Origin of the sequence: Psittacicella hinzii (genome assembly GCF_003585885.1) — a bacterium.
Taxonomy (GTDB): Bacteria; Pseudomonadota; Gammaproteobacteria; order Enterobacterales; family Psittacicellaceae; genus Psittacicella.
In genome coordinates, this window is sequence record NZ_NRHC01000015.1 from 33,938 (window position 1) to 48,918 (window position 14,981).

A 14,981-nucleotide genomic window follows, 5' to 3' on the forward strand; every position below is an offset into this window, starting at 1 on the left:
GCTAAAGAGTTTCACTCTTTAGCCTTTTATTTAACCTTTTCTATTGCTTAACCTAATTTCTTAAGCTCATTGGTAAAAACAACCTTATCCTTTTGGTACTGACTAAGATTAAACTTCTCTCTCCCTTTAGTCGTTAAAGCATTACGTAAAAATACTTTAAAACCTTTAGAAGCGAACATCTTAGTATTTAGTAGTAAAGGATTGTATGTCCAAGGTTTGCATTGGTGGAAGTAGAAACTACATTTTTCTCTACTTAAATCACCAAAGGTTTCCGGATCATAGAAGTCATTTAATACTGGTAGATAACCATACACTTTAAATAAAGTTGCAAAGTAATCTTGATAGTAACTCACAGATTTACTTACAATTTCAGCCAGACTTTGATTAAACAAGTTATAAGCATCAACAAATTCAGTAGCTGTATTATTCCACTGCTTTTGACGACCAGCAAAGTGTAAGAAAGTAGGAACTACTTTCTTAAAGACATCAAAGTCTTTGAACTGATAATCAGCTGGTAAACTTACAGCTTCTTTTGTTTTGTGACGAACTTTGTGTTTGTTTACTTGAGTAACTTTATCCCACTTATCTTTATAGAAGTAGTAACGTGTATTAATTAGATGATACGCCAAGTAGTTATACTTTGAACTTAATTCAACGGTATCACCAAAATGTAGAACGTTTAGTAAGTCTTGATCAGGGAAAGCTGTGTAGTCTTTTAACTCGGCAATATGCTCTAACCAAAGATTACTTTGGTTAAGCTTATCCATGTCAATTAATAAGAAGCCAGAGTTAAAGTAAGGATTATCTGCATCAAATGGTAAATCCTTAGCCTTACCTGACAGTTTAGTACGGAAAGCTTTGCCCTCACTTACTACATTTTTGTACATGAGATAAGGATCAGCAACTACCCCAAGGGTTTTACCTTGGAGATCTACTTTTTCACTATCAAAAAGTTCTGCATAAGGTGCGGTACAAATAATATCAACATCAAGGTAAAGTACACGACCTGTTAGATTTAGTAAAGTTGCATAGAGGCGTAAGCTCATAGCATTCGCACGATCATCTTTACTGTAATCTACTTTTTCATAAGCAAAGCGTTGCTCTGGGGAAATGTAATGAAAATGTAATGTACAGTTTTCTACTTGGGTAAACTCAGAAAATAAACTTGCATATTCTGAGTTAGGAACATCTAACGAAGCAATAATATGAATATCTAAATGCTCTCGATTAAATGCAATTAAATTCTTGATAAAAGCAGGAAGTCTTTTAATAAATCCCGCATCTGTAGTTAAAAGGATTTGTTGGTTGTACTTAGTCATTGCGAAGTTATTTGTACTGAAGTAATTTACTTTTTATTATAACGGTTATCGATAACATTTTCTAATTTACTTACCACTTACGACAAAAAGTTACATCACTCCTTCTTACCTAGCTACTTCATTTATCTGCGATTCAGAATATCTTAGATCCAGAATACCCTTGAGCAGCACCTCACCTCAATTCAAATTACTCTAATCTTCTACTAAGACTTTGCAATTTTTCTAAAATTTTTATTCTTTAAAAATCAAAGAAATAAAGAAATATTTTCTTAGGCTTTTGCCACTTTCTTTTGCAAAACATGCAAGAGCAACAAGAGATTATCCCCGATTTTTAGCCAAAAAGTACTTTTTACCTTTTTAACAAAGGTAAAAAGTTGCAGAAAAAGTTGCAATTTTTACAAAATTTAGCGCGTTTTTTGCAAGATTTACAAATAAAATTTTTTGGAGTAATATATTTACAAGAATAAAAACTTAGAAAATATTTACGATTTTTAACTACTAACCTAAACAAATAGCTAGGAAGCTAGCTACCACAAATTGAGGATTTTTATGTTACATAATTTAACTAAATACGCTAAGGTAGCATTAGCTTCTACTATTATCGCTTTATCATCTTTTGCACACGCTGATAGCAAAACATACGTAGTAGGTACAGAAGCTGGTTACGCTCCATACGAATACTTAGATAGTAAAGGTAACATTGTTGGTTTTGACGTAGATCTAATTAAATACCTTTGCGAACAAGCAGGCATTACTTGTGAAATTAAAAACCAAGCTTTTGATGCTTTAGTTCCAGATCTAATTTACCGTAAAATCGACATTGCCATTGCAGCAATGAACATCACTCCAGAAAGATCTCGCCAAGTAGCATTTACCAATGAGTATTTACCAGCTGCACCATACAGATACCTAACTGTAAAAAACCACAACTACCAATCAGTAGCTGATCTTAAAAGCGTAGGTTACCAAAATGGTACTCTAGCAGGCAAATACCTTCAGGATAAAACTCCAAAAACTAAAGCTGTTGGCTATGCTAGCTACGACACTGCAATCCTAGACCTTAAAGCTGGACGTATCAATGCTTTACTTGCAGATGGCCAAGTAATCCAAAAATACGCAGATGACAATGCAGAGCACTACACCTTATTTGCTGAACCTGTAAATGATCCAATCTTAGGTCAAGGCTTAGCAATCGCTGTAAACAAGAAAAACCAAGACTTACTTGACAAACTAAACCAAGCTTTAGTTAAAGCTCAAGAATCAGGTTTCCTTGATAGCTTAAAAGCAAAATACGGCGTTACTCACGCAGAATAGTAAAGCTTTCTCGTGAGATACATTACTTATCGTAATTAAATATCCATGATCATTTTAGGGAAGCTATTGCTTCCCTAAAATTTTGTCCCGTGAATAATTAACAGCCTTAGCTGAGCTGCACCCCAAATGTGTCACCAAATCTAAAACTAGCATTTGGAGATTTTTTCAATCCAGCCTTCTCTTGTCTTTCGTGTCTTGTATTATTACAGCATTACCCTCTCTAATTAAACTAAGCCAACTAAATCAAGTAAACCAACTAATCAGACTACCTAATTTAAACTAATCAAACTCATCTTCCTAGTTTAATTTAGTTAAACTTGCAACCATAATGTCCAATAATGCAACCTTAACGTTCAAATAAAGCCACCACAATGTTCAAATAAAACTGCAAAGAAAGCATTGCTTACATCTAAATCCTGCAGATACTGCGAAAGTAAAAATAACTTATTTTTCCTTAATCTAACAACAAATAATTCTTAATTGCACAAAAATCACGATTTAAGATACTTAATTATTAGCATAATAACCCTATACTCGACTACGTTTTTATGGTTTTTTATAAAAAATAATTACCCCCCCCCCCCGACCTATTTAGTTGATTTTTCTACCTTATTTATAAAAGCCGACTAGTTGCTAATTTATCCCCACCATTGCCAGGGTTGTCATGCTTGCAAAGCTTACTTTATAATATTTTTAACGGTGTATTTATTTTTTATAAGTCTTGATTTTTTCTTTTGAAAGAAAAAGCAAAATCAAAGAATAAACCATACCTGCCATGCTTAACCAAGCATTATCCCAATATTTTTACTTCTTTACTTTTGCATCATTTTTCGACTAAAAAGACTAAATTTATAGATTTATACATTTGTAGGTACTAAAGAAAGGTAGCCTACAAACCTTTATATCCTTTTGTCTACAGCTAGGTCGAAAAAACTAGCTGTTTTTTTGTCTGGTTAAATCTAAATTTGTCGTGTTTTTGATTTGCTTGGTGGTGCTTTGAGTGCTTTTAGCACCAGTACCTCCATGCAGTCAAGCATAACCCCATGATGCCAAACTTTCTCTAGCCTTTGCCACCTCAAACACACCGTCAAAAGAATAAAAACTAAAACTCTCTGGCAGGCTAGAACATTCGAAGGCTTACGTAGGTAACTACCTATAGGAGTTACAACCTACGTGGGGTTACAACTTAAGCGGATTACTACCTACGTAGGATTACCACCTTAGGTTATCTCAACAAGACAAAGCCTATCAAGTAACTAAGCAAGGTAAAAACCTTGCTCCCAGCACACCCTGCTAATAGGCAAAAAACTAACCAGTTTTACCTACCCACAAAAGGACGATAAATACTAATATTAATAAATTTAACCCCTACCTAAGAGGACAGGGTTACATATTAATCTGAATATCAAAATGAATAAAATTTATAAATTAAAGTTTAACAGAAAGACCAAAACTCTCATGGCAGTGTCAGAGTTAGCAACTAATGCTATAACTGGTCAGAGCTCGGATTCAACTGAGTCTCAAACAACTTCCACTAATCGACTAGCTAAATTTTTTAGAAATAGTTCGATCCTTGCAACCTCATCTTTACTATCTTTGGGTGCGCTTATTGTGCCAAGTAAAGTAAGCGCAGAGCTTAGCCGTCAAGGCATGCAAGTTGTGCATGGTAATGTCCAACAGCTTACTCAAGGATTAGTAACCACTTACCAAACAGCGCCAAACACAATTATTGATTGGCAAAAATTTAATATCCGTAGTGAAGAGATTGTTCGCTTTGTTCAAGAGAGCACCAATTCAGCTGTTTTAAACCGTGTGCTCGGAGGACAAGCTTCGCAAATTCTTGGACAATTACAATCTAACGGACAAGTATTTATCGTTAACCCTGCGGGTATTGTCTTTGGACAAAATTCAGTTGTTGATGTAGCTTCTTTAGTAGCTTCAACTCTTGATATTACTAATGAAGATTTCCTAAATGGCAACTATGTCTTCAACCAAGATAAAGACCAAGCAATCGCTTCGATCCTAACTCAAGGTGTGATTAAAGTACAAAACGACGGTACTATCGCCTTAGTAGGTGGTCAAGTATCTAACACAGGTGTACTTGAAGCTAAAAACGGTACAGTATATCTCCTTGCTGGTCAAAGCATTGTTATTCAGGATTTAGAAAATCCATTAATTTCATACAAAGTTACCGCAAACAACAAAGCAGTTAACTTAGGTAGCATTGTTGCTAAAAAAGCTTACTTACTAGCTAACAAAGTAGCAAATGGTATAACTTCAACAGTAGGTAATACTTTTGCTGATCTTGTAGCTTCACCAACTAACGCTGATAAAGCGGTAATTGACGCTAATGGTGAAATCCAATTATTTGGTGCAACTGAAAGTGAGCAAGTACAAACTAACCGTCAAGTGGACACTGAAGTAGTTGGGATTCGCAATAGCTTAGTTATCAATAACGGTACCTTAAACTCTTCTTCAAAAACAGCAAAAGGAGGAACTGTTTCCCTCCTTGGTGACGTAATTGGTATTGAAGAGAACTCTTACATTGAAGCTACTGGTACAACTGGTGGGGTCGTATATGTAGGTGGTGACGCTAAAGGTCGTGGTATCCAACATAAACTGGCAGAGCAAAGTTTAATTCTTGCGGGTTCAACCATTAACGTTTCTGGTGAAAGTGATGCGGGACAAGTATACACTTGGGGTAACCAATCACATGTTGAAGGTACCTTTGTTGCTCGTTCAATTAACGGCTATGGTGGTTTTGTTGAAACTTCAGGGAAATACATCAATGTTGTGCCAGGTGCTTTCTATGTAGACGCTACCTCTTTAAGAGGTGATGAATATCTCGGAACTTGGTTACTTGACCCTGTTGATTTCATTATTACCCATGGTAATGTAAACACAGAAAGATGGAATGAAGTATCACATCTTCTTGGTGAACTATATGAAGTACAAGATACAACTAGCGTAACACGTTACAACCTGACCAAGACTTCATGGACATCTTTTGCCATGACTGATGGTACAGTTAACTACCTGCTTGCTTGTGGTACAGCCAGCCACGCTTCATTCTATACCGATGGTAATATTACCGTATTAGGTTCAGCAAGAATTAATCACTCAGATAATAATAACTTCCGTCGAGTTGTTTCACTCTATGCTGGTAAAGACATAAATATCTGGGCTGGAGCAGAAATTAGCGTTGGTTATTTAAACCTTACGGTTGACAGCGGTAACATTTCGATTAACAACGCTACTCTCTTCGGTGGTTATGGCGTCGACATCCATAGTTTAAGAACTGGTAACATTACTATCTTTAACGGTACATCAGTTACTTCAAACCGTAACATTACCGTTAACTTAGGTAATGATACTGATTCAGCTAACCGTTATATTAAGATCAACAATGCTACTCTTAATATGACCGGTTCTTTAACCAACTCTGAAGGTATCAACATTACTTTCCACTCGAATTACAACTCTTCTATTCAGATAGAAAACAGCTCTAAAATCTATGCTAACTCGAGCTCTCTATCTATCGGGATTACCGGTTGGAGTACCGAAAGTTCAAGTGGACAGTTTATTAACCTCAATGACTCAGAAGTATCTTCGAAATACACTTACCTCTGGGCATTTGGTGATATCTATGCCAATAACTCTACTATCTATGCCGTAAACTCGGGTAACATCTTCTCGAGAGAGGGGAGTGTAAAATCAGGTACTGGTGGTTTTAAAGTAATTGGTAATGAAACAGATATCATTGGTTACTATGGGATTGATGTACAAAACGTTACAACTCAAATTACTAATAACCAACAGTTTATTTCCAATAACTCACAAGTAAGTATTGCTAACTCAACCCTTGCAGGTTGTACTACCGGAAGTGAAACTGATGTACTACGTATCTTTGGTTTAGATACTGTTAGCTTATTCAACACTACCGCTAACGCAGCTTCAACTTCGGTTTATTCAGTTGCAGGAGGCTTAAACTTAACTGACTCTACAGTAAAAGCTTACTCTTCAACTTTACAAACTCCGGTTTATCTAGGGCAGTTATCTGCTTCTTCACTAACCACAGAGGTACAAGCATATAGCGCTTACGACGCTGATAGTGTAATCAACAACACCACAGTAGAGTCAAGCAATGGTGTATTAATTAACTTCCAAGCACCTAATTCAACGCAACGCGTAACCATCAACAAGCTGAAGCTTGATGCGCAAGATGTTGCAATTCAAACCATTCCGGATACTAACTACAGCGCTTCTTCAGCAATTACCATAGATGAATTAAGTGGTACAGTTAAAGGTAACCTCTTCCTTGGTATTGATCAAACTACCACCAATCAGCAACAACAAGCGACGCAGTTTATTCTCAACAACACCACTAGTGCCCTAACAATTAACGGCAACTTAAACGTTACGGTTAACACTACGGCAAACGCGCAGTTTAACCTCTCAAACTCTGAAGTTAAATTTGGTTCTACAAGCAGTAAAGCAAATCTGCATGTAACTAATACTGCTGGAGGGATTAATGTTGAGAATGTAACCTTTAACTTTGTGGATGGTGGAACGACTAGCGAGTTAAACATCAATGCTACTAATGAAGAGTCAAGTGCTGTTACTTTACGCGCTAAAGATCTAACCGTTAATAATGCTAAGAGCGTAAGATTTATTAATGGTACCCAACAATCAAGTGGAGCAATTACCATTAATCAAAATGGTAACTTAGCTTACTCAACTAATGACACAAGTAACTTTGAGCAAGCAACAGTTAACGCAAATTACATAACAGCAGAATCAAGAGATAAGGGATTAGTGAGCGTTAATGCCTCAACCTTAACTGGGAATAGTGTCCTAATCCTACGAGGCAACAATTTAAGCGTAACTAATGGTTCAGTTGTTACTACTGGAGCAAGTAGTGGTAAATCTCCAAGTATTACTCTAACTAACACTGCTACATTTGAGAACTCAACAGTGGTTGGTTACGCTGATGTAACTGCTAGTGCTAAAACTTTAAATGCGACTAATACTAAGTTTAATGCGTCAAATGGAGAAGCAAACTACTCTCTAAGCGCAACTGACCTTAACTTTGACAATGTAAGTTTTACGGCAAATACCGATAAAACTTTAGTTAAGCTTTGCGCAACTAATAGTATTAACTTAAATAACAGTAACATTTCTACTAATCGTTACGATATTTGTGCAACAAATAACGTAACTTTAGATAACACTACTTTAGAAGCGTACAATACTACCGTAGCTTCAGTACTTGATACAGCTACAACTACGGGTACTTTAGCAATTACTAATAACTCAACCTTAATCTTACATACCGCAAGTGCAGTTAACGCCACAGGTAGTTTAGTAATCTCTAATTCAACTGTAGATCTAACTAAAGTTAGCTCTACAAGTAACAATAAAAACGCTACACTACAATCCCTTAACGGTAATGCAACCTTTGCTAACTTTACTTTAAAACGTAACAACCAAGATTCTTCAACTGTTACATTAAAAGCTAAAGAAAACTTAAGTATTACGCAGGGCACTATTGTTGAAGGTTACTCGGTAACTCTAGAGTCAGAGAATAGTTCAATTCACATCAAAGACTCTAACATCAGTGCTTTCTACACTAATTCAGATGGTAAATCTGGTGGTTACCCAAATATTACCGCTAACAAAGATATCAACATCGATAACTCTAATATCACTGGTTGGCAAAAACTAGTATTTACCGCTAATACCGGTAATGTTACTTTCACTGACAGCACAATCACCACTAACGATACCCAATCTTCAGGTCTCTACTCTGGTGATCTTGAAGTTGTAGCTAAGAGCAATACCGCAGGTGGTGGGAATGTAACTCTAGCTAATACCAAAGTTAACTCTGATCCAGAGAAGTCTAACATTAGCTTAGTTGCAGCTACTGGTATTAGTACTTTACAAGATACAGTTCTTGCTGGTCGTAAGGTTAATTTAACAGCTCAAGCAGGTTCAATTGATTTACAGAGCTCAACCATTAACTCAACCGGTACTGACAAAGATAGTTTAGTCTTAAGTGCAACAGAAAAATTAATTGTTAACGCTTCAACCGTAATTGCAAAACAAGACATTAACCTCTCTTCAGTTGCCGGCACAATTAATGATCTTGAAGTAACTAATGGTTCGGTTCTACAGTCAATTAACGGTAATGTAACCGTTGACTTAACAACCGCAACTTCATACCAGTTCAACGCTTCAAGTTTAATTGCTACTAATGGCACAGCTTCACTTGTAACTAAGGGTGACCTAGTAACACAAAACAGTACTTTCCGTGGTAAAGAAGTTAATCTAACCAGTACCGCAGGTAGTGTAAGCTTAACTAACTCTGTAGTAGAAGCAGTTGGTGAGAGCTCAAGCCCTGTAATCAAAACAGCTAAGGATTTAACCCTAGATAACACTACCGTAACTGCTACCGGTAACATTAACTTAAATACCGATGCTGGTAACCTAACTATCGTTAATGCCTCAAAAGTAACTTCAACTCAAGGTGGCGTAACCGTTTGTTCAACCTGCTCAACTGCTTCTTTTGTTGTCAGCAACGCAACGTTAAAAGCAGAAAAAGACGTGACGCTAAATCAGTCTGGTACTTCAATGCCAACTACAACTTTAGACAGAGTTAAGTTAATCTCTGATAACGGCAACGTAGTGGTAAATTCATCAGCAACTAAGTTAATTCTTAGTCAATCAGAGTTATCTGCTTTAAACGGTACCGCCTCTTACCATGTAAATGGTGATCTTACGGTTGATAACTCGGCAATTCGTGTTAAACAAGACTTAGTGTTTGACTCAAATACCGTAACTGGGCAGTTAATGATTGTTAATGGTTCGGTGTTACAGTCAAATGCTGGAAAAGTTGATGTAACTATTTCTGGAACTGATGAGTTTGCGAACTCTTCAATTATTGCTGCTACTGATGCTAACCTCACTAAAGAAAGTGGTGATTTAGTAATTACGAGTGCTGATACGCTAATCCAAGGTCACAACATTAACGTAAAAGCTAAAGACGGTAATGTTACCCTTAGCCAAACGCAACTCCAAGGAGTAGCTAATGACAGTGGTGCTTATGGTGATCTCAGCATTCAAGCAACTAACGCTAGCATGACAGTAGCTAATCTAAACCTTGCAAACGTTAGCATTAAACAATTTGCTAATGTCTCTTTAGCAGGAGCTACAGGGGTAAACCTTGCTAACTCAACGGTGAGCGGAGCTAACAGCGGTGAGTTTAGCGTGAATGCAGGTCTAGGTGGCGCTGATATCTATAATGCAACCGTACAAGGCTTTAAAAATGCAACAGTAGTAGCTGCTAAAGATGTTAACATAAACCACTCTAACTTTACCGGTACTGAAGAGGGTGATTTTAAAGCAACGAGTACTGCAGGTAGTGTTAGTCTGACTAACTCGGTAGTGAGTAAAGTTGAAAATGCTACGCTTGATGGAGATCAAGGAGTTGTTGTAAGTAAAGTTGTCGCTACCGGTACCGAGAAAGGTTACTTCAATGCAACAAGCAACAATGGTTCGATTTCTTTAACTGATACACAGGTTACTAAGTTCAAAGGTTTCCAAGCTCAAGGTAAAACTCAAGTTACTTTAGAAAACCTTACCGCGAGTGGTACTGGTACTGGCAATGGTGACTTTGTTGTTAATAGTACTGCAGGTCAAACCAGCATTGGCAACTCAACTCTAACCGAGTTTAACAACTTTACCTTTGCAGGTGATCAAGGGGTTACTGTAACAAACGTTACTACAGCCGCTACTTGGATTTACCAAGGAGATCTAACCATCAGTAGTAACAATGGTTCCGCAACCATTACCAACACTAAAGCTACCCAGTTTAGTAACCTCAACGTAAGCGCTAAAGCTGATATTACTGCACAAAACCTAACTACTTCGGGTATTTACAACGGTAATGCTAGATTTGCAAGCTCTGCTGGTCAAACTAACCTCAGCAATACTAGCGTGAGCTCGTTTAACAACCTAGAAATTTCTGGTGATCAAGGAGTAACAGTTACTAATACAACTGCAACAGGTACTTTCTCTGGTAACTTTACTTTAAGCAGTAATAACGGTGCAGCAACTGTTACTAACTCCACAGTTGCAGAGTTCAGTAACTTTACCGCTACCGCAAAAACAAATCTTACGGCATATAACCTTACAGCGACCGGTGCTTACCAAGGTGACTTTAGCCTGACAAGTGAAACAGGGAACACAAGTTTAACTCAATCAAGTGTTTCTCGTTTTAGAGGTTTAAATGTTGCTGGTGACCAAGTGGTGACATTTGCAAATGTAGCAGCTGCTGGTATGTATGACGGTGATGTGACTATAGAGAGTAATAATGGCGCTGCCACTATCTCCAACTCTACCGTAAGTGAGTTCATCTATTTCAACGTTACTGCAAAAGAAGACGCTAAAGTACAGAACTTAACTGTTAAAGGTATTGGCTCTCAAGACTTTAACTTAGTGAGCTCTGCAGGTAATGCAAGTGTTACGGACTCACTCATTAAAGACTTTAGTAACGTAACTCTGACTAGTGAGTTAGATATGACCTTTACTAATGTAACAGCAACTGGTACAAATAAAGGTGATCTCACTCTAACAAGCAACAACGGTAGCGCAACTCTTGCCGACCTCGAGGTTACAAGATTTAATAACCTCAACGTGAGCGCTAAAGCTGATGCAAGTGCGCAAAGTATAAACTTTACAGGTGCTGGATTAGGTGACTTTAACCTCCTCAGTGCCGAAGGTAACGCAAGTTTAACTAACTCAACCTTTGATGTAATTGTTAATCTAACGGTTGAGGGGAACCAAGAAGTTAGCGCAACTAATGTTACTGCAGTTGGAGGAGCTTACTCCCATCCAAGTGATCTTAAGGTAAGAAGCCATAATGGTACGGCAACTTTAGCTAACGCAACAGTTACCTCATTTAACAACCTCAGCGTTACCGCTAAAGATGATGTTACTGTAGCAAACCTAACTGCTTCTGGAAATGAAGAGGGTGACTTTACTCTCAACAGCTCAACAGGAAGTGCAAGTTTAACTAACGCAACTGTTTCTAATTTTAATAACTTAACTTTAAACGGTGAGCAAGGAATTGGAGTTACAAATGTAACGGCAACAAGTACAACCAGAGGTGACTTCACCGCAAACAGTAACAACGGTAGCGCGACCTTTACTAACTCAACAGTTACTGAAGTAAATAACTTTAACGTTACTGCCAAAGCTGACATTAATGTACAAAACTTAACAGCAACCGGAACAGATGAAGGATACTTTAACCTTGTAAGCTCTTCTGGCAGCACAAGCGTAACTCAAGCAACTGTTACTAGATTCAAGGGACTAAAACTTGATGGTGAACAAGAGGTTGCAGTTACAAATCTAACTGCAGCTGGTTCTGGTGGCGGAGACTTAACTGTCAACAGTAACAACGGAACAGTAACTCTTACTAACTCCACAGTTACTGAAGTTAACAACGTTAACCTTACTGCCAAAGCTGACGTTACAGTACAAAACGTAACAGCAACTGGTACTGACAAAGGTGACTTCTCTGTTGAAAGTACAAATGGCACTGCTACCTTAGTAGACTCAACTGTTACTAGATTTAACAACGCAAGCGTTACGGCTGCGCAAGATGTTACGGTAGAGAATGTAACTGCGACCGGTACAGGTAACAGTGACTTCACAGTTGAGAGCACAAACGGCACCGCTAGCCTAGTTAACTCTACGGTTACCCAATTTAACAATGCAAGCGTTACTGCTGAACAAGATGTTACGGTAGAAAATGTAACGGCTACTGGTACAGGTAACGGTGATTTCACAGTTGAGAGCACAAACGGTACAGCTAGCCTAGCTAACTCTACAGTTACGCAATTTAATAATGCAAGCGTTACAGCTGAACAAGATGTTACGGTAGAGAATGTAACAGCTACAGGTACAAACAACGGTGACTTCACAGTTGAAAGTACAAACGGTACGGCAAGCCTAGCCAACTCTACAGTGACGCAATTTAACAATGTAACAGTTTCAGCTGAACAAGATGTTACGGTAGAAAATGTTACAGCTACTGGTACAGATAACGGTGACTTCACGGTTGAAAGTACAAATGGTACAGCTAGCCTAACTAACTTGACAGTTACGCAATTTAACAACGCAAGCGTTACAGCTGAACAAGATGTTACGGTTGAAAATGTAACAGCAACCGGAACAAACAACGGTGACTTCACAGTTGAAAGTACAAACGGTACAGCTAGCCTAGCTAACTCGACAGTGACGCAATTTAACAATGCAAGCGTTACTGCTGAACAAGATGTTACGATAGAGAACGTAACGGCTACTGGTACAGGTAATGGTGATTTCATGGTTGAAAGCACAAACGGTACTGCTACCATAGCTAACTCTACAGTTACACAATTTAATAATGCAACTGTTGCCGGTGATCAAGGGGTAACTCTTGAGAATGTAACTGCAACTGGTACAGGTAGCGGTGACTTTACAGTAACTAGTGAGAATGGTTCAGCAAGCCTAACCAACGCAACCGTAACCGAGTTCAACAACTTTAACGTTACTGCTCAAGGTGATGTTACTGCGCAAAACCTAACAGCTACAGGTACAGACAAAGGTGACTTTAACCTTGTAAGCTCTACAGGTAACGCAACCTTAACAGAAGCTAACATCACTAAGTTCAATAACTTAAAAGTTAAGGCAGAGCAAGATGTTACGGTAACTAATGTAACGACAACCGGTACTGGTACGGGTGATTTTGACCTTGAAAGTACTCAAGGTAAAGCGACTTTAGTTAACTCTAGCGTAAGTCAGTACCATAATCTAACCGTTAATGGTAATCTTGGAGTTACTATTGATAAGTTAACCGCTGTTGGTACCAATGAAGGTAACTTCACGGTAACAAGTGCAAATGGTGGCTCAACTCTAGAGAACTCTACGGTTACGCAATTCAAGAACTTAACAGTACAAGCTAAAGAAGATTCACTCATTAGCAACCTAACTACCTACGGTACTGGCGAAGGTTCATTTAGAAACACAAGTAGCAATGGCTCAGCAACTGTAAAAGATTCTGTAGTAGAAAACTACGTGAACTTTACAAATGAAGCGAAAAAAGACGCTACCTTAACTAATCTCACTACCAATGGTACAGGTACCGGTGACTTTAATAACAACAGTACTAACGGTAAAGCTGTTATTGGCAACTCAACTATCACTAACTACAACAACTTAACCAATAGTGGTAAAGAGGAAGCAACCGTTACTAACGTTACCGCTGTAGGTACAGGTAATGGTGACTTTATCAATGAAAGCTCAAACGGTACCGCAACTCTACAAAACTCAACCATCACTAACTTTAATAATCTAAATGTTAGTGGAGCGACTGGAGTTGTAATTGACTCAATTAACTCAACTGGTACAGGCAATGGTAATCTCACCGCAACAAGTACCAATGGTTCTGTAGTTGTGACTAACTCAACTATCACTAATTACCAGAACCTCATCTTAAGCGGAGAGCCTGTTGAAGTTACTAATAACACCGTTAACTTAAGTTCAACGATTCTAATCACCTCAGAGAGTGAGCCGATCATCACCGACAACTCTGGACAAATAAATTCTTCACCGACTAATAACGGTAAGTACATCTCTTACGATGCAATCAAGAGAAATAACCCGAACCTTGTAATCGTAAATCCATTTGTTGCTGATGATGTAACTCTAGATCCTAACTACGCAGACTGGTTAGAAACTGGAAATGACCTCAACCAAGAGGGAGATGATGAAAAAGATCTAGCAGCGCTTAACCAAACTGCTTATGGTTTACATGCAGCTAACCGCATGGATGTAACCTTAGCTGAAGTGCTTTACCAACAATGTACTGTTGAACTTGGTAATCTAATTGACAAGTACGAAGTTACTGAAGAAGATCGTCGTAACTTACCAATCGGTGCTATTGTTAGCAAATATAACTTCACTGATAGAGAAGCTATCTTCTTACAAGCTTCATGTGCTAATCATGTAAATCTACTCAAGTCAAAACTACTTGAAAGTGTAAAACCGAAATCTACGGTAGCAAACAAAGAGTAGTACTTTGACTTTAAGCAGATTGAAAGTAGTTACTTGCTTTTAAAACTACTAATAATTTGAAGTCGTTTTCTAAAGTAAAAACTACTTTGCAAACTTCAAGTTTTTCTTAAATGGTTTGATTGTTTAAGAAAACTATCGAGGGGATCCTTTGCTGTAAAGGATCCCCTCTTTTTTGTGCTTCTTTTGCACTACTTTCAGAACTACTTTCAGAACCTATTTTCCCGTTTT

At 37.9% G+C, this 14,981-nt stretch carries 3 protein-coding genes; 2 read left to right on the forward strand and 1 reads right to left on the reverse strand.

What is annotated here, in order from left to right; all coding sequences use genetic code 11:
- Positions 1-47: 47 nt before the first annotated feature.
- Entirely contained in the window at positions 48-1,319 is a 1,272-nt protein-coding gene (locus CKF54_RS01210) for a glycosyltransferase (RefSeq protein WP_119524469.1), read from the reverse strand.
- A 549-nt stretch (positions 1,320-1,868) separates the two neighbouring features.
- Here CKF54_RS01210 and CKF54_RS01215 point away from each other — a divergent pair.
- Both CKF54_RS01215 and CKF54_RS01220 read left to right on the forward strand, forming a co-directional pair.
- Entirely contained in the window at positions 1,869-2,633 is a 765-nt protein-coding gene (locus tag CKF54_RS01215; RefSeq protein WP_119524470.1) for a transporter substrate-binding domain-containing protein, read from the forward strand.
- Between the two features lie 1,410 nt (positions 2,634-4,043).
- Positions 4,044-14,753, forward strand: coding sequence for an ESPR-type extended signal peptide-containing protein (locus CKF54_RS01220; RefSeq protein WP_119524471.1), 10,710 nt, complete (start codon positions 4,044-4,046; stop codon positions 14,751-14,753).
- Positions 14,754-14,981: the final 228 nt, after the last annotated feature.

Coding starts and splice junctions, on each gene's coding strand:
- CKF54_RS01215 (WP_119524470.1), top strand. CDS start 1,869: ATGTTACATAATTTAACTAAATACGCTAAGGTAGCATTAGCTTCTACT.
- CKF54_RS01210 (WP_119524469.1), bottom strand. CDS start 1,319: ATGACTAAGTACAACCAACAAATCCTTTTAACTACAGATGCGGGATTT.
- CKF54_RS01220 (WP_119524471.1), top strand. CDS start 4,044: ATGAATAAAATTTATAAATTAAAGTTTAACAGAAAGACCAAAACTCTC.